This is a genomic window from Paraburkholderia sp. EG286A, assembly GCF_040965375.1.
Taxonomy (GTDB): Bacteria; Pseudomonadota; Gammaproteobacteria; order Burkholderiales; family Burkholderiaceae; genus Paraburkholderia.
In genome coordinates, this window is the sequence record NZ_JBFRCB010000001.1 from 1190346 (window position 1) to 1206761 (window position 16416).

Annotated in this window: 15 protein-coding genes; 11 read left to right on the forward strand and 4 right to left on the reverse strand. The window is 66.1% G+C overall.

What is annotated here, in order from left to right; genetic code table 11:
* Positions 1–18: 18 nt before the first annotated feature.
* A complete protein-coding gene (locus AB4Y35_RS05340) occupies positions 19–915 on the reverse strand; it encodes a fructose bisphosphate aldolase (RefSeq protein ID WP_368703608.1) in 897 nt (298 codons plus the stop codon).
* A 197-nt stretch (positions 916–1112) separates the two neighbouring features.
* Entirely contained in the window at positions 1113–2507 is a 1395-nt protein-coding gene (locus AB4Y35_RS05345) for a PLP-dependent aminotransferase family protein (protein WP_368703609.1), read from the reverse strand.
* Between the two features lie 172 nt (positions 2508–2679).
* On the opposite strand from AB4Y35_RS05345, the gene cyoA reads away from it, so the two are divergent.
* The 5 genes from cyoA (at position 2680) to AB4Y35_RS05370 (ending at position 7004) form a co-directional block, all read left to right on the forward strand.
* Positions 2680–3702 carry a ubiquinol oxidase subunit II gene (gene cyoA, locus AB4Y35_RS05350; protein ID WP_368703610.1) on the forward strand — a complete coding sequence of 341 codons (1023 nt, stop codon included), beginning with the start codon at positions 2680–2682 and terminating at the stop codon, positions 3700–3702.
* Between the two features lie 7 nt (positions 3703–3709).
* Positions 3710–5719 (forward strand): cytochrome o ubiquinol oxidase subunit I, encoded by a 2010-nt coding sequence (gene cyoB / locus AB4Y35_RS05355; protein WP_368703611.1) that lies wholly within the window; start codon positions 3710–3712, stop codon positions 5717–5719.
* Positions 5720–5722: 3 nt separating this feature from the next.
* Positions 5723–6328, forward strand: a complete 606-nt coding sequence (gene cyoC, locus AB4Y35_RS05360) for a cytochrome o ubiquinol oxidase subunit III (RefSeq protein WP_368703612.1) — start codon at positions 5723–5725, stop codon at positions 6326–6328.
* Positions 6325–6699, forward strand: a complete 375-nt coding sequence (gene cyoD / locus AB4Y35_RS05365) for a cytochrome o ubiquinol oxidase subunit IV (protein ID WP_368684218.1) — start codon at positions 6325–6327, stop codon at positions 6697–6699. The genes cyoC and cyoD overlap by 4 nt, the downstream gene beginning before the upstream one ends.
* A gap of 107 nt (positions 6700–6806) precedes the next feature.
* Positions 6807–7004, forward strand: coding sequence for a CsbD family protein (locus tag AB4Y35_RS05370; protein ID WP_368703613.1), 198 nt, complete (start codon positions 6807–6809; stop codon positions 7002–7004).
* An 80-nt stretch (positions 7005–7084) separates the two neighbouring features.
* On the opposite strand, the gene AB4Y35_RS05375 is transcribed toward AB4Y35_RS05370, so the two are convergent.
* Together AB4Y35_RS05375 and AB4Y35_RS05380 are read right to left on the reverse strand one after the other, a co-directional pair.
* Positions 7085–7555 (reverse strand): PaaI family thioesterase, encoded by a 471-nt coding sequence (locus tag AB4Y35_RS05375; RefSeq protein ID WP_368703614.1) that lies wholly within the window; start codon positions 7553–7555, stop codon positions 7085–7087.
* Between the two features lie 16 nt (positions 7556–7571).
* The gene (locus tag AB4Y35_RS05380; RefSeq protein WP_368703615.1) at positions 7572–10316 is read right to left on the reverse strand and encodes a LuxR C-terminal-related transcriptional regulator; all 2745 of its coding nucleotides are present in this window, start codon (positions 10314–10316) and stop codon (positions 7572–7574) included.
* 352 nt (positions 10317–10668) lie between these two features.
* On the opposite strand from AB4Y35_RS05380, the gene AB4Y35_RS05385 reads away from it, so the two are divergent.
* The 6 genes from AB4Y35_RS05385 to AB4Y35_RS05410 all read left to right on the forward strand — a co-directional run bounded on the left by AB4Y35_RS05385 (position 10669) and on the right by AB4Y35_RS05410 (position 16409).
* On the forward strand, positions 10669–12225 hold the full coding sequence (locus AB4Y35_RS05385; protein WP_368703616.1) for a long-chain-fatty-acid--CoA ligase: 1557 nt from the start codon (positions 10669–10671) through the stop codon (positions 12223–12225).
* Between the two features lie 62 nt (positions 12226–12287).
* A complete protein-coding gene (locus AB4Y35_RS05390) occupies positions 12288–13472 on the forward strand; it encodes a lipid-transfer protein (RefSeq protein ID WP_368703617.1) in 1185 nt (394 codons plus the stop codon).
* Positions 13473–13486: 14 nt separating this feature from the next.
* Positions 13487–13933 (forward strand): MaoC family dehydratase N-terminal domain-containing protein, encoded by a 447-nt coding sequence (locus tag AB4Y35_RS05395; RefSeq protein ID WP_368686938.1) that lies wholly within the window; start codon positions 13487–13489, stop codon positions 13931–13933.
* 19 nt (positions 13934–13952) lie between these two features.
* Entirely contained in the window at positions 13953–14369 is a 417-nt protein-coding gene (locus AB4Y35_RS05400; RefSeq protein ID WP_368703618.1) for a MaoC family dehydratase, read from the forward strand.
* Between the two features lie 32 nt (positions 14370–14401).
* Positions 14402–15232 carry an SDR family NAD(P)-dependent oxidoreductase gene (locus AB4Y35_RS05405; protein ID WP_368703619.1) on the forward strand — a complete coding sequence of 277 codons (831 nt, stop codon included), beginning with the start codon at positions 14402–14404 and terminating at the stop codon, positions 15230–15232.
* Between the two features lie 28 nt (positions 15233–15260).
* Positions 15261–16409, forward strand: coding sequence for an acyl-CoA dehydrogenase family protein (locus tag AB4Y35_RS05410; RefSeq protein ID WP_368703620.1), 1149 nt, complete (start codon positions 15261–15263; stop codon positions 16407–16409).
* Positions 16410–16416: the final 7 nt, after the last annotated feature.

Here is a 16416-nt window from a genome sequence, read left to right on the forward strand (position 1 = left end):
GCAGGGTTCAGGCCGGATTCAGACCTTCTGCACCGAGGCCTTCCAGATTTCGTCGATGCTCGCGGCGAGCGCGGCGTCGAACTCGGCGTCGCTCATCGACTTCGTGAGGTCGTTGATGAGCGCGCGCGAAAAACTGGCAATCATGCGATGGTTTTTGGCGAGACGCTCGCACGCGTCAGTGCGCGAATAGCCGCCGGAGAGCGCCACCACGCGCACCACACGCGGATGTTCGATGAGCGGCAGATAGAAGTCGGGCGTATCGGGAATCGTGAGCTTGATCATCACGTTCTGCGAGGCGGGCAGCGCGTCGAGCCCCTTGAGCAGTTCGTCGCGCAACAGCTTCTCGGCCTTGGCCTTGTCGGGGGCCTTGATTGAGACTTCGGGCTCGAGAATCGGCACGAGTCCGTGCGCGGAGATCTGCGCGCCGAATGCGAACTGCTGTGCGGCGATCGAAGCGATGCCGGAAGGCGAGGCGTGCTCGATCACCGAGCGCATCTTGGTGCCGAAAATGCCGGCCTTCACCGCGCGCTCGAGCAGGGCGTCGAGGCCCGGGATCGGCTTCATCAGGCGCACGCCGTCGGATTCGGCCTCCAGCCCCTTGTCGACCTTGAGGAACGGCACGACGCCGCGCTCGTTCCAGAGGAAGTCGGGCACCGGCTTGCCTTGTGCCTGGCCATCCATGGTCGCCTCGAAGAGGATCGCGCCAATCACCTTCTCACCCGTGAACGCGGGGGCGCTGACGATGCGCACCCGCATTTCGTGGATCAGGCGGAACATTTCGGCGTCGCCGCTATACGCGCTTTCGGGGATGCCGTACTGGCGCAGCGCGCCAGGCGTCGAACCGCCGCTCTGGTCCAGCGCGGCGATGAAGCCCGGTTTGTCGCGCATCTGCGCCAGCATTTGCTCGTTTGCCATCGTCGTATCTCCCATATTTGGGGCGCCCTTGCGGGCGCGGTTACTCGAATCCGGTCGCCGCCTGCTGCGACGAGTGTACTTGCGCCGCTGCGCCGCGTCTTTGCCATTATGTGGGCATGGCCGCGCAGCCGCGCTGAAGCAGGGAAACGATAAACCGTAGCAATTGCGGTGCCAGGGGGAGCGCGCGGCAAGTGCCGTCAGACGATGACCTGCGCCTGCGCGCTGCGGTCGTTCGCGAGCAGCGCCGAGAGCTTGCGCAGCGCGGCCTGCAATGGTTCGCGCCCGCCCGTCGCGCCCAGCGAAATGCGGATCGCGTTCGCGGTTTCCGGGCCTTGCTGGAACGCCGTGGAGGGCGCCACGGCGAGGCCCTCGGTGCTCGCTGCCGCGGCCAGTTCGCGCGCCTGCCAGTAGCGCGGCAACGCGTACCAGAGGTGAATGCCCGCGCCCGCCGACGATCCCAGCGTGTGCGCCGCGATGCGCTGGCGCTCGCGCGCTTCGGCCTTCACGTCCGCGAAGATCTGCTCGGCCACGCCTTCCTCGATCCAGTGCGTGGCGAGCGCGTTGGTGAGCGGCGCGGCCATCAGCGAGAACGTGCGCAGCGCGGTCACGAGGCGCGTGCGCGCCTCTTCGTCGGGCAGCGCGAGATAAGCCGTGCGCAGGCCGGGCGAGAGCGTCTTCGAAAGCGTCGCGAGATAGCAGACCTGAGCGGGTGCGAGCCGGGCAAACGGCGCGGGCGCATCGGGCGCGAAACGCCAGTAAGGGTCGTCTTCGACGATCCGCGCGCCGCAGCGCTGCGCCACCCGCAGGATTTCGAGGCGGCGCGCCTCCGGCATGGTCGCCGTCGTTGGGTTCTGCAACGTAGGGTTCACGTAGATGAGCCGGGCCGCGTGCTCACGGCAAGCCGCTTCGAGCGCGTCGGGGCGCATGCCGTGGGCGTCGCCGGCAACGGGGGCGATGCGGCGGCCCAGTTGCGCCGCCGCGTGTGGCAGGCCCGGATAAAGCAGCGCCTCGGCAAGAATGACCTCGCCGGGTTGCGTGAAGGCGAGGATCAGCGCGGCCAGCGCCGCCTGCGCGCCGGGACAGACCACCACGCGATCGGGCGCGACGTGGCCGAGCATGGGCTGCAGCCACTTCGCGCCCGCCTGCCAGTCGGCGCGGCCGCCGCCGCCCATGTGGTAGGTCATCAGCAGATCGGCGTCGCTGCGCACCAGCACGCGCGCCATGCCTTCACGCAGCAGCGCGTTCATGTCGAGGCCGGCGGGCGCGGGCGGGATGTTCATGCTGAGGTCCACGCGCTGGAGCAGTTCGGCGCGCGGCGCGGCGATGAAGGTGCCGAGCGGCCCGCGCGCCTCGATCAGCCCGCGCCGCCGGGCTTCGTTGAAGCCGCGCGTGACGGTGGTCAGATCGACCGCAAGCAGGGTGGCGAGACTGCGCTGCGCGGGCACGCGCTCGCCGGGGCGCAGCGTGCCTTGCGCCACCGCGCCTTCGATGAAATCGGCGAGCCGCAGGTAGCGCGGGCCGTTGCCGGACTGCATCGCCGTGGCCCATGCATTGATCTCTCCGGCGCTTTCGGCAGGTAGGTCGTGTGTCATTCTGTCGCGGATGTATGCGTCATGTCTTACTCTAGCATGCGTGCATGAAGCGCGTAAATCCATACATATAGGCTATGTATGGCTTCTGCGGCGGCCCTCCGAGGCCGCTCGTGCGGCAGCAGAGTGAGCACGTATGGATGGGTTTGCGCGAACGTCAACCTTGGAACCAGACATGCGCAATCCAGACCCTCGCTCGGGGCGGGCCGCTACGGCCGGCCCGCCTTCTTCATCACGTCCACCCCTGATTACCCGCTTTCTGCGCCGCGCCGCGCTCGTCGCGGCGGGTGCCCCGCTCGTGCTGCTCAGCGGCTGCAACATGGCGCTGTTCGCCCCGAAGGGCGACATCGGCGTGCAGGAAAAGAACCTGATCCTGATCGCGCTCGGCCTGATGCTGCTGGTCGTGATTCCCGTGATCGTGCTCACGCTGTGGTTCGCGTGGCGCTACCGCGCGTCCAACACGAACGCGGCTTACGCGCCGCGCTGGTCGCATTCCACGGCCATCGAAGTGGTGGTGTGGACGATCCCCTGCGTGATCGTGCTCACGCTCGCCGTGCTGATCTGGCGCACGACGCACTCGCTCGACCCGTATCGCCCGATCGAATCGCAAACGAAGCCCGTGCGTGTGGACGTGGTTGCGCTCAACTGGAAGTGGCTCTTCATCTACCCGGACTACGGCGTGGCCTCCGTGAACCAGCTCGCGATTCCCGTGGATACGCCTGTTGAGTTCAACCTCACCGCCGAGTCGCTGATGAACTCGTTCTTCATCCCGCAACTGGGCAGCCAGGTGTATGCGATGCCGGCCATGCAGACGAAGCTGCACCTCATCGCGAACGAGCCCGGCATTTATGCGGGCCGCTCGGCGGCCTTCAGCGGCCCGGGCTTCTCCGACATGCATTTCGAAACGCTGGCCAAAAGCCGCGCCGACTTCGACGCCTGGATCGCGCAGGCGAAGGCGTCGCCCACGATGCTGAGCCGCGCGGCCTACGAACAGCTCGCGTTGCCCGGCGAGAAGACGCCGGTGACGCTCTATTCGAACGTCGCGCCGGGCCTGTTCGACGGCGTGGTCGGCAAATACATGCGCGACGTGCACGGCAATCCGATTTGCGGCACGGTCCCCACGGCCCCCAGCGCAGTCCCCGGCACAGGCGCCCCGGCGCTCACGCTCAACCGTAGCGCCATCCTGGCAGCGGAGTAATCACACCATGTTCGGAAAACTCACGCTCGACGCCGTTCCCTGGCACGAGCCGATCATCATGGGCACGGGCGCCGTCGTGGCGCTCGGCGGCCTCGCCTTGCTCGCCGCGATCACGATCGCGGGCAAGTGGGGCTATCTGTGGCGCGAGTGGATCACGTCGGTCGATCACAAGCGCATCGGTGTCATGTACATCATTTTCGCCGTCATCATGCTGCTGCGCGGCTTCGCCGACGCGATCATGATGCGCGCGCAACAGGCGCTCGCGTATGGCGACGCCGCGGGCTACCTGCCGCCGCATCACTACGACCAGATCTTCACGGCGCACGGCGTCATCATGATCTTCTTCGTGGCCACGCCGCTCATTCTCGGTTTGATGAACGTAGTCGTGCCGCTGCAGATCGGCGCGCGCGACGTGGCCTATCCGTTCGTCAACTCGCTCTCCTTCTGGCTTTCGGTGGTGGGCGGGGTGCTCGTGATGGTCTCCATGTTCGTGGGCGATTTCGCGGCCACGGGCTGGGTGGCCTATCCGCCGCTCTCGGAGCTCGGCTACAGCCCGACCGTCGGTATGGATTACTACATATGGTCGCTGCAGCTATCGGGCCTCGGCACCACGCTCTCGGGCATCAACTTCATCGTCACGATCCTGCGCATGCGCGCGCCGGGCATGAAGATGATGCAGATGCCGGTGTTCGTGTGGACGGCGTTCATCACCAACATCCTGATCGTTGCAGTGTTCCCGGTGCTGACCGCCACGCTCGCGCTGCTCACGATGGACCGCTACTTCGACATGCATTTCTTCACGAACGAGCTGGGCGGCAACGCGATGATGTACATCAACCTGATCTGGGTCTGGGGTCACCCGGAGGTGTACATCCTCATCCTGCCTGCGTTCGGTGCGTACTCGGAAATCATTGCGACGTTCTCGGGCAAGCCGCTGTTCGGCTACAAGTCGATGGTCTATGCCACGTCGTCGATCGGCATTCTCTCGTTCTTCGTGTGGCTGCACCACTTCTTCACGATGGGCTCGGGCGCGAACGTCAATGCGTTCTTCGGCATCATGACCACGGTCATTTCGATCCCGACCGGCGTGAAGCTCTTCAACTGGCTCTTCACGATGTACCGCGGCCGCATCCGCTATCACAGCGCCACGCTCTGGACCATCGGCTTCATGGTGACGTTCGCCGTGGGCGGCATGACTGGCGTGCTGCTGGCCGTGCCGGGCGCGGACTTCGTGCTGCACAACTCGCTCTTTCTCGTCGCGCACTTCCATAACGTGATCATCGGCGGGGTGGTGTTCGGTTGTCTTGCGGGTGTGAGCTTCTGGTTCCCCAAGGTGTTCGGCTTCACGCTCAACGAGTTCTGGGGCAAGGTGTCGTTCTGGTGCTGGCTGATCGGCTACTGGCTCGCGTTCACGCCGCTCTACATTCTCGGCTTCGAAGGCATGACGCGCCGCATGAATCACTATGAGGTGGCCGAGTGGCATCCGTGGCTCGTGGTGGCGCTCGTGGGCGCGGTGTTCGTGGGCCTCGGCATTCTCTCGTTCATCGTGCAGATCGTGGTGAGCCTGCGCGATCGTGAAGCGAACCGCGACGTGACTGGCGACCCGTGGGACGGCCGCAGCCTCGAATGGTCGACCGCTTCGCCCGCGCCGTTCTACAACTTCGCCGTGCTGCCGGAGATCACCTCGATGGAGCAGCACTGGGACAACAAGGAAGCGGGCCGCGCCTACGTGCAGCCGGCGAAGTACGAGGACATCCATATGCCGCGCAACACGGGCGCGGGCTTCATCATCGCCGCGTTCAGCCTGTTGTTCGGCTTTGCGATCGTGTGGCACATGTGGGTGTTCGCGGCGGTGGGCCTGATCGGCATGATCGCCACGTTCATCGCGCGCACCTACAACCAGGACGTGGATTACTGGGTGCCGGCCGCCGAGGTCGAGCGCATCGAGAACGCGCGCTTCAGGCAACTCGGCATCCGGCGTTTCGATCAATCCAAGCACATCGAGGAGATGGCGTAAACCATGGCTCACGCTGCTACTACTCACGCCCACGGTCATGGTCACGATCACGACGACAGCACCAGGACCACGCTGGGCTTCTGGATCTACCTGATGAGCGACTGCCTCATCTTCGCGACGCTCTTCGCCACGTTCGGCGTGCTCGCGAATGCGACAGCAGGCGGTCCGGGCGCAAGGGAACTGTTCGAACTGCCCTACGTGCTGGGCGAAACGCTGCTGCTGCTTGCGAGCAGCGTCACCTTCGGCATGGCCATGCTGAATCTCTACGCGCAGCGGCGCGGCCAGGTGATCGTGTGGCTCGCCATCACCTTCCTGTTCGGCGCGGGCTTCGTCGCGATGGAGGTGAACGAGTTCGCCAAGCTCATCGCCGATGGAGCGGGGCCCGGCACGAGCGCCTACCTTTCGGCGTACTTCACGCTGGTCGGTACGCACGGCCTGCACGTCACGGCGGGTCTGTTGTGGATCGCGATCATGATGCACCAGACCTTCAAGTTCGGTCTGACCGGTACGATCCGCCGCCGCCTCGCGTGCCTGAGCCTCTTTTGGCACTTTCTCGATCTCGTGTGGATCTGTGTGTTTACGTTCGTTTATCTGCGAGGTTTCCTGTGAGCCAGTCCCATGCCACTCACCACGCCGTGCATGACGCGTCGCACGGCAGTTTCAAGGGCTACATGATCGGCACGGTGCTCTCGCTCGTGCTGACGCTCGCGTCGTTCGGCGTGGTGATGTTTCGAGTCGTTTCGCCGGCCTTCGGGCTTGCGGCCATCGTCGTGCTCTGCATCGCGCAGCTCGTCGTGCAACTCGTGTATTTCCTGCATATCGGGGCGTCGCGCAGCCAGCGCGCCAACACGGGCATCTTCATCTGCACGGCGTTTTTGATCGCGGTGATCGTCGGGCTGTCGCTGTGGGTCATGCACAACGCGAACGTCAACATGATGCCCACGCAGATCTCGATCGACCGCGCCATGGCGCACGACTGACGCGTCAGGTTGCGTCCCTCAATACACGCGCGCCGGGCACCTTGGGCACAGTGCATGCGCTACAGGAAGCGTCGCGACACACCGTCGCTTTTACGTGGAGTGTGACCATGAACAAGGACCAGGTGAAGGGCACGGCTGAAAAGATGAAGGGCAAGGTCAATGAGGCCGTGGGCCGCGCAACCGACAACCCGGCGCGCGAATTGAAGGGGGACCTCCAGCAGGGAGCTGGCCAGGCACGCAAGGACGTGGGTGACATGAAGGAGGCCGCAAAGGATATGGCGAAGGACGTGAAGCGCCATCACTGATCAACGATGGCTAACCCACCGCGCCGCCGCCTCCAAAGGGGCGGCGGCGTCATGCTGTCCGCACGTGGCGCGTTCGGCGCTCAGGCCGGCGGGTTCAGCACCGCGAAGGTCGCGTTGGCCTTGAGCACGCAGCGCTCGTCGACCATCAGGCGGCAGGTGGCAAAGCGCAGGCGCGTGCCCATTTTGTCGAGCGCCACGTGCGCTTCCAGCCAGTCGCCGGGACGCACGGAACCGAGGTAATCGAGGCCCAGATGCGCCGTGACCGCCGGGCGTTCGCGTCCCGCCGCGCGTATCATGGCCGCGCCGATGGCCGTGTCCGCGAGCGTGGCCAGCATGCCGCCGTGCGCGATATCCAGATTATTCAAATGGCGCTCGCCCACGCGCGTGCCGATCACGCCGCGGGCTTCGTCGAAGTAAAGCGTGCCGAACTGGCCCATATAGCCCGTGCGGAACGGCAACGCCACGAAGCCGGGCGGCGGGGCGTCGTCGTTTTTGATAGTTGCGTTCGCAATTTCCAGCGATATCTCGTTCGCTTGCAGGCGATCGTTCATTGTCCGGGTTCCACAATCAGGGAATCAGTCCTTTCGCGCGGCCGATGGCGACTGCCTGGGTACGATTGCCCGCGCCGAGCTTGGCGTTGATCTTGCGAAGATGCGACTTCACCGTCAGCTCGGAGACGAACAGTTTCTCCGCAATCACGCGGTTGCGGTGGCCTGCCGAAAGCATTTTTAGCACGTCCAGTTCGCGCGCCGTGAGCGCGTCGGCGGGAGAGTCCGCGGCGTAGGGCGAGAGATCGGCGCCAACTGTCGTCGAGTCCGCCATGTGCGCGTGGGAGGGCGCCACGCCGTCGAGCAGCTGCGCGACGAACGCGGGCACCACGCCAAGCGAGCCGATCTGCGTGGGGCCGCGCTCGGCCCAGGCGCCAAGCAGGCGCATCAATGCTTCACCTTCGTCGAGGAACGCGCGCACGAAGCCTTCGTGGCTCGCCATGCGCAGCGCTTCCGTGAGCGTGTCGAAGGCGGCCGTGCGCTCGCCGTTGCCGTCGAGCGCGAGTGCGAGCAAGACGCGCAACTTCAGCGCGCGCCAATGACGCCGCCGCGCGATCGCCAGCGCGAGGGCTTCGTTCAACGCCGCGCACGCCGTGGCGTAGCGTCCCTGCGCGATATCGAGTCGGCAGCGCGCGATCACCGGTTCGTCGATCTCGCTCGCGTGATAGGAGACCCCGGGGCGCGCCCAGTCCGCGTGCAGCGTGGCCGCGCGCAGCGCCTGCTCGGCGGCGTCGAAGCGGCCTTCGAGCGTGGCGACGCGCGCGCGTTCGAGCCATGCGGCGCTCACGGCGCGGTCCGATTCGACTGCGCGGCCCAACTGTTCGAGTTCGGCGAGCAGGCGCAACCACTGCTCGACGTTGCCTTCGAGGCGCGCCGCGCGCGCCGAGAGCACATGCGTGGCGATCAGCCCGTCGGTCACGCCCACGCGCTTGGCGCGCGGCAGCGCGTCGGCGAGCAGATGCGTCATTTCGTCGAGCGCGTTTTTTTCGTAGAGCGCGAGCGAGCGCACGCCGTCCACGCTGGTGCGGCCGCCGCCCGAGTCCACGGTGCGGTTCGCCGTGGCGTTGGCCGCCGAAATCTCGAGCCGCGCCAGCGCCGTGCCTAGCCGGCCCTGCACCAGATCGATGATCCCTTCGATGGTTTCCGACATCGTGCGCATCACGACATACGGATGGTCGTGCGTGCGCCGCAACGCACGCGAGAGCACGCCGCGCGCCTCGTCGTAGCGATCGGTGCAGACGTAGCTGAACGCGAGCGAATTCGTGAGGCTGTAGAACGAGAAGTTCGCGCGGTCCGGCAGGCGGTCGAGCAGGGCGGCGCTCGTTTGCGCGCATGCCTCGACCTGGTCGGTGATCGCGAGCAGCACGCCGCGAATCGCTTCGGCCACGAGCGCGACGCTGTCCTGGTTGGGCTGCCCGAGGCTGCCCTCGACAATGCTCTGCGTCGTGCGCATGGCGTCCGCATAGCGGTGGTTCAGGAGCAGCACCCATGCATAGGTGAGGCCGACGTCGGGCCGCATGGCGAGCCGCCCGGCGCCGATGCGGTCGAGCCAGCGCATCAACAGGCGCAGCCGGCCGCTGCCGAGCAACGCCCGCGAGTGGTCCGCGATTTCGGCGAGCGCACCGGCTTCGTCGCCCGCGTCGAGCAGATGGTCGATGGCGGGCACGGGGCGTTGCGCGTCGAGGTACCAGCGCGCGGCCGCGCTGTGCACTTCGCGTTCACGTTCCGGCTGCGCCGCCCGCAGCCGATGCTGCAGGAAGCTCGCGAACAGCCGGTGATAGCGATACCAGCTGCGCTCGCCGTCGAGCGGCACGAGAAACAGATTGGCGCGCTCCAGATAGTCCAGCATCTCGCGGCTGTCGTTGCGTCCGGTGGCGGCGTCGCAGAGCGCGGCGCAGAACTGCGGCAGCGCGCTCGTCTCCAGCAGGAACGAGCGGCACGCTTCGGATTGCCGGGCGAGGATGTCCTCGGCGAGATATTCCGCGAGTTCGAGGTTCGTGCCCGAAAACGACGCCACGAAGGCCGCATGGTCGGTGCGCGTGCGCAGCGAGAGCGTGGCCAGGTAAATGGCGGTGGCCCAGCCTTCGGTGCAGCGATGCAGCGTGGCGATATCGGCGTCGCGCAGCGGCAGCGCACATTTCTCGCGGATGAACGCGCTCGCCTCCGCGAGCGTGAAGCGCAGCGCGGCGGGATTGATGTCGAGCAGCTCGCCGCGCGCGCGGATGCGCCCGATGCCGAGTTCGGGCGTCACGCGCGAGGCGGCCACGAGCGGGTTGCCGGGCGGCAGGGCGGCGATCAGGTCCTGCATGAAAGCGAGCACGATGGGGCTCTGGACCGACTCGAAGTCGTCGAGCAGGATGGCGAGCGGCTTGCCGTGCGCCGCGACGCGCTCGATCAGGCTCGACGCGAACGTGTCCGGGTCGAGCGTGAGCGCGCGCGGCGTGCGTGTGCCGGGCAGCGCGGCGTCGAGATGCAGCAGGAAGCGCCCGAAGTCGTTGTCGGCGGCGTCGAGGCGCAGCCACGCCACTTCGCGGCGATGGGCGCGGCAGTGCGCGGCGTATTGCTGCAGGAGCGTGGTCTTGCCGAAGCCCGCCGATGCGCGGATCAGCACGAGCCGCGCCGTGTGGGCGCCTGCAATCGTCTCGATCAGTTGCGGGCGCAACAGATGTGACGGGCTGTCGGCGGGCGGCGTCAGCTTCGACGCGACGATCCCGCGGGGAGGATTCTGATGGCCGCTTGCGGCGTGGGCATCGACGATGTTCACTGGCGCTGTTTCCTTCTGCGGCGCGCGCGGCGGCGCGCCCTGCGGGTCCGCGGGCCGCGCGGATTAGCCGGCGGCGGACCTGTCTCACTCGGGTCGTTATTGCTGGGGCGAGGGGTCGCGCCCTATTTTCACGTTGCTGGTGCAACCGTGAGGCTATTGTTCCATAGCGGCCGGACGGCGTCGTACTCCTTTCGAACGATTCGCTCGCCCGTCCTAAAATCCTCCCTTCGGCTCAGGACAGCAGGCCGGCATGCGCCTAAAGTGACATCGACTTCACGGCATCCGCGCCACGATCGACCAACCGGCGATCAACCGGCACAGCCAGAACGACACAAAGAAGCCCGGAGACACCATGTACCTCACACAAGGCCTGCATCGCTGCTTGCAGCAACACCCGGCGGAAATCGCGATCCGCTTCGGCGAGCGCACGCGGACTTTCGCGCAGCTGGGCGCACGCGTGGCGCGGCTGGCCGGCGCGCTCCAGTCGCTCGGCATGGGCGCGGGCGACCGCGTGGGCATGCTCGCGCTCAATTCCGATCGCTACCTCGAATACATGCTCGGCGTGTGGTGGGGCGGCGGCGTGCTCAACCCCGTGAATATCCGCTGGAGCGTGCCCGAGATCGTCTACTCGCTCGACGACTGCGACACGCGCATCCTGCTGGTGGACGACCACTTCCTGCCGCTCGCCGGGGACATCGCGGCGAGCGCCGCGCATCGCCCGACGCTCGTCTACACCGGCGAGCGTGACGCACCGTCCGGCATGCTCGCTTACGAGGCGCTGATCGCCGAAGCGCAGCCGGTGGCCGACGCATTTCGCGGCGGCAACGATCTCGCGACCATCATGTACACGGGCGGCACGACGGGCCGGCCCAAGGGCGTGATGCAGTCGCACCTGAACCTGTGGTCGTCGGCGATTTCGCGTATGGCGGAGTTCCGCGACTACGCGCACACCGTTTCGCTGCATGCGGCACCGCTTTTCCACACGGCCGCGATGGCGCGCGCAGTGGGCCAATTCGTGGCTGGCGACACGCACGTGGTGCTGCCCACGTTCGCGCCGCGCGCGGTGCTCGAAACGATCGAGCGCGAGCGCGTGGACGAGCTCCTGCTCGTGCCGACCATGTTGCAGGCCGTGCTGGAGCACCCTGACTTCAAGCGGTTCGATCTTTCTTCGCTCAGGCGCATCTATTACGGCGCGTCGCCGATCGCCGCGAGCGTGCTCGACACCGCGCTCGCGGCGCTGCCTGGCATCGAATTCTTTCACGCCTACGGTCTCACGGAGGCGTCGCCCGTGGTGTCGGTCAATCCGCCCGCGAATCACGGCCCCGAAGGGCGTGCTAGCGGCCTTTACCGCTCGGCCGGGCGTGCGGGCTTCGGCGTGACCGTCAAGATCGTCGACGATAGTGGCGTGGAAGTGCCGCGCAATACCGTGGGCGAAATCGCCGTGCGCGGCGCCAACGTCATGCTCGGCTACTGGAACAAGCCCGAAGAAACCCGCGAGACGCTGCGCGACGGCTGGCTGCACACCGGCGACGGCGCCTATATGGACGAAAACGGCTACCTCTTCATCGTCGACCGCATGAAGGACATGATCGTGACGGGCGGCGAGAACGTCTATTCCGCCGAAGTCGAGAACGTGCTCTCGCGCCATCCCGCCGTTGCGCAATGCGCCGTGATCGGCGTTCCCGATGCGCGCTGGGGCGAAGCCGTGCACGCCGTGGTCGTCGCGCGCAGCGGCAGCGACGTGGACGAAGCCGTGCTGCGCGAGCATTGCCGCCAGTTCATCGCCGGCTACAAGTGCCCGAAGAGCATCGAGTTTCGCGAGGCGCTGCCGCTGTCGGCCGCCGGCAAGATTCTCAAGCGCGATCTGCGCGCGCCGTACTGGCAGAGCCAGTCCCGACAGGTGGGCTGATCCGCACCGGTGGGTATCGTCATCCTTAACTTCCTGCAATCTCACTTAATCAGGTATCCAAAATGAGCAACAAGGTTGTGGTAGCCGGCGTCGGCATGATTCCGTTCACCAAGCCCGGCGCGAGCGACGACTACGCCACGACGGGCGCCAATGCCGCGAAGGCGGCGCTCGCCGATGCGCGCATCGACTATGCGCTCGTCGAGCAGGCCTATGTCGGCTACGTGTTCGGCGATTCGACCTCCGGGCAGGCCGCCATCTATGGCGTGGGCCTCACCGGCATTCCAGTCGTGAATGTCAACAACAACTGCGCAACAGGTTCCACCGCGCTCTTCCTCGCGCGCCAGGCCGTGGAAAGCGGGGCCGTGGAATGCGCCATCGCGCTCGGCTTCGAGCAGATGGTGCCCGGCGCGCTCAAGGGCGCGTACACCGACCGCCCCACGCCGATGGAGCGCTTCGTCAAGACCATGCTCGAGGTGCAGGGCTTCGACGAAACCGCGCCGCGCGCCGCGCAATTCTTCGGCGGCGGTGGCCGCGCCTACATGAAGGAATACGACATCAAGCCGGAAACGTTCGGGCGTATTTCCGTGAAGGCGCGCCAGCACGCCGCGCGCAACCCCTTCGCCGTGTTTCGCAACACCGTGACGCTCGAAGAGGTGATGGCTTCGCCCGCCGTCTTCGAACCGCTCACGCGCTTGCAGTGCTGCCCGCCCACCTGCGGCGCGGCGGCGGCGATCGTGTGCTCGGAAGCGTTCGCGAAGAAGCACGGACTCGACACGCGCGTGGTCATCAAGGCCCAGGCGATGACGACGGACCGCAACAGCACGTTCGACGAAGGCGACATGCGCAAGGTGGTGGGCTACGACATGACGCGCGCCGCCGCGCAACAGGTGTATGAAAAGGCGGGCGTCGGTCCCGAAGACATTCAGGTTGTCGAACTGCACGACTGCTTCACGGCGAACGAATTGATCACCTACGAAGGGCTCGGCCTCACCCCCGAGGGCACGGCCGAGAAGTTCATTCTCGATGGCGACAACACCTATGGCGGCCGTGTCGTCACGAACCCCTCGGGCGGCCTGCTTTCGAAGGGCCATCCGCTGGGCGCAACGGGTCTCGCGCAATGCACCGAACTCGTGTGGCAACTGCGCGGACAGGCGCAGGACCGCCAGGTCGCCGGTGCGCGCTTCGGCCTCCAGCACAACCTCGGACTCGGCGGCGCGTGCGTGGTCACGCTCTACGAGCGCCAGTAACGCGAAGCCCGACGATGATCGACAAAAGCCATATCGGCGCACTGATCTCGCGCCACACGGCGCTCGTCGAGGCGGGCCGCCTGCGCTTCTTCGCGAAGGCGACCGGCCAGACGGACCGCCGTTACGTCGACGACGAGGCTGCGAGGGAAGCCGGCTATCCCGCGCTGCCCGTGCCGCCCACGTTCCTGTTCTGCCTCGAAATGGAATCGCCCAATCCGCGCGCGACCGTCGAGCGCCTGAATATCGACATCGGCCGCGTGTTGCACGGCGAGCAGCGCTTCCGCTATCACCGCATGGCGTTTGCGGGCGAACGCCTCGCATTCGAAACGCGCATCGCGGACATCTACGGCAAGAAGGGCGGCGCACTGGAATTCGTCGTGCGCGAAACGCGTGTGACGAACGCACAGGACGACGCGCCCGTTGCAGACCTGCGCAGCGTGATCGTCGTGCGCAACGGCTGATAGAAAAGCAGGAGCCAACATGCAATCGATTCGTTTGAACGACCTCGCCGTAGGCAGCGCGTTGCCGCCGTTCGCCGCGCCGCCGCTCACGCGCCTCGCGCTCGCGCTTTACGCGGGCGCTTCCGGCGACCACAACCCGATTCACGTCGATCTGGACTTCGCGCGCCGCGCCGGCATGCCCGACGTGTTCGCGCACGGCATGCTGTCCATGGCGTATCTGGGGCGCCTGCTCACGAACTGGGTGCCGCAGCAGGCCATCCGCGAGTTCTCGGTGCGCTTCGCGGCGATTACGCACGTGGGCGACGCCATCACCTGCAGCGGCGTCGTCACCGAGCGTGACGAGGCCGCACGCACCGTCAAAGTCGCGCTCACCACGCGCGACGCACAAGGCGAAATCAAGCTCTCAGGCGAGGCGCTCGTCGCGCTCGACGCCTGAACGATCCATCACACACACGGAGTAGACAGAAGATGAGCAAGCTGGTTGGCAAGGTCGCCATCGTATCGGGTTCGGGCCGCGGCATCGGCCGGGAAATCGCACTGAAGCTCGCGGGCGAAGGCGCGGCAGTCGTGGTGAACGATCTGGACGCCGAACCCGCGCAGAGCGTGGTGGCCGAGATCGTCGCGGCGGGCGGCAAGGCCGTGGCGTGCACGGGCAGCGTGACGGACGCGGACTTCGGCACGCGCTTCGTCGGCACGGCGCTCAAGGAATTCGGGCGTCTCGACATCATCGTCAACAACGCGGGCTACACGTGGGACAACGTGATCCAAAAGATGAGCGACGAGCAGTGGAACGCCATCATTGACGTGCACGTGAGCGCGCCGTTCCGCATCCTGCGCGCCGCCGCCGACTACTTCCGCGAGAGCGCGAAGGCCGAAGCCGATGCGGGCCAGGAAGTGTTCCGCAAGGTCGTGAACATCTCTTCCGTTTCGGGCGTGATGGGCAACGCGGGCCAGGCGAACTATTCGGCCGCGAAAGCCGCGATCAACGGCCTCACGAAGGCGCTCGCGAAAGAGTGGGGCCGCTACAAGGTCAACGTGAACAGCGTGGCGTTCGGCCTCATCAAGACGCGTCTCACCGAGGCGGTGGCGGGCGAGGGCAACAGCTCGACCATCGACATCGCGGGCCAGGCCATCAAGGTGGGCGTCAACGCGCAACTCATGAAGAACATCGAGGCGATGATTCCCATCGGCCGCGGCGGCACGCCGGAAGAAGCGGCGGGCGCGGTGTATCTCATGTGCATTCCCGAATCGAACTACGTGACGGGGCAGGTGCTGGTGGTCGGCGGCGGCCGTCCGTAAAACGTGGCTCGCGAGGAAGGAGTCGAACATGGCTGAATACCGCAGTCCGTGGATCACGGACGATCTCGTGCTGTTCCAGGACTCGATCCGCAAGTTCATCGAGCGCGAACTCATGCCACACGAGGAGCGCTGGTGGAAGCAGCAGCACGTGGACCGCGAGGTGTGGCGCAAGGCTGGCGAGTTCGGCATGCTCTGCGCGAGCATTCCCGAGGAATACGGCGGCGGTGGCGGCACCTTCGCGCATGAGGCCATCATCGCGCTCGAGCAGTCGCGCGCGATGGTGTCGAGCCTCGGCACGAACGTGCATAGCGGCATCGTCGCGCACTACATCCTGCGCTACGGCACCGAGGAGCAAAAGCGCAGGTGGCTGCCGAAAATGGCGAGCGGCGAGCGCGTGGCGGCGATCGCGATGTCCGAGCCGGGCGCGGGATCGGACCTCAAGAGCATCAAAACGCGTGCCGTGCGTGACGGCGATCACTTTGTCATCAACGGTTCGAAGACCTTTATTTCGAACGGCCTGCTCGCCGACCTGATCTGCGTGGTCGTCAAGACGGACCCGGCGCAGGGCGCGAAAGGCGTGTCGATCGTCGTCGTGGAGACCGACGATCTGCCGGGCTTCCGGCGCGGACGCGTACTCGAAAAGATGGGCCAGAAGGGCCAGGACACCGCCGAGCTGTTCTTCGACGATGTGCGCGTGCCGTGTGCCAATCTGCTTGGCACGGAAGAGGGCAAAGGCTTCTATCAGCTGATGCAGCAGTTGCCTCAGGAACGCATGATCATCGCGCTCGGCGCGCTGAGCGCGATGGAAAAGGCGCTCGATGTGACCACGGCCTACGTGCGCGAGCGCAAGGTGTTCGGCATGAGCCTGCTGGACATGCAGAACACGCGTTTCAAGCTCGCCGAGTGCAAGACCCACGCGACCATTGCGCGTACCTTCATCGACGACTGCATGGCGAAGGTGCTGCGCGGCGAACTCGACGCCGAAACGGCCGCGATGGCGAAATGGTGGTGCACGCAACGCAGCTGCGAAATCATCGACGAATGCCTGCAACTGCACGGCGGCTACGGCTACATGATGGAGTATCCGATCGCGCGGCTCTACGTGAATGCGCGCGTGAGCAAGATCTTCGGCGGCTCCAACGAGATCATGAAGGAACTGATCGCCCGCACGCTGTAACGTCGCT

Excerpts from the sequence above, each read along its gene's own strand:
- AB4Y35_RS05375 (WP_368703614.1), bottom strand. The coding sequence starts at position 7,555 with ATGAACGATCGCCTGCAAGCGAACGAGATATCGCTGGAAATTGCGAAC.
- AB4Y35_RS05395 (WP_368686938.1), top strand. The coding sequence starts at position 13,487 with ATGATCGACAAAAGCCATATCGGCGCACTGATCTCGCGCCACACGGCG.
- AB4Y35_RS05345 (WP_368703609.1), bottom strand. The coding sequence starts at position 2,507 with ATGACACACGACCTACCTGCCGAAAGCGCCGGAGAGATCAATGCATGG.
- AB4Y35_RS05385 (WP_368703616.1), top strand. The coding sequence starts at position 10,669 with ATGTACCTCACACAAGGCCTGCATCGCTGCTTGCAGCAACACCCGGCG.
- AB4Y35_RS05405 (WP_368703619.1), top strand. The coding sequence starts at position 14,402 with ATGAGCAAGCTGGTTGGCAAGGTCGCCATCGTATCGGGTTCGGGCCGC.
- AB4Y35_RS05410 (WP_368703620.1), top strand. The coding sequence starts at position 15,261 with ATGGCTGAATACCGCAGTCCGTGGATCACGGACGATCTCGTGCTGTTC.
- cyoA (WP_368703610.1), top strand. The coding sequence starts at position 2,680 with ATGCGCAATCCAGACCCTCGCTCGGGGCGGGCCGCTACGGCCGGCCCG.
- AB4Y35_RS05400 (WP_368703618.1), top strand. The coding sequence starts at position 13,953 with ATGCAATCGATTCGTTTGAACGACCTCGCCGTAGGCAGCGCGTTGCCG.
- AB4Y35_RS05340 (WP_368703608.1), bottom strand. The coding sequence starts at position 915 with ATGGCAAACGAGCAAATGCTGGCGCAGATGCGCGACAAACCGGGCTTC.
- cyoC (WP_368703612.1), top strand. The coding sequence starts at position 5,723 with ATGGCTCACGCTGCTACTACTCACGCCCACGGTCATGGTCACGATCAC.
- AB4Y35_RS05390 (WP_368703617.1), top strand. The coding sequence starts at position 12,288 with ATGAGCAACAAGGTTGTGGTAGCCGGCGTCGGCATGATTCCGTTCACC.
- cyoB (WP_368703611.1), top strand. The coding sequence starts at position 3,710 with ATGTTCGGAAAACTCACGCTCGACGCCGTTCCCTGGCACGAGCCGATC.
- AB4Y35_RS05370 (WP_368703613.1), top strand. The coding sequence starts at position 6,807 with ATGAACAAGGACCAGGTGAAGGGCACGGCTGAAAAGATGAAGGGCAAG.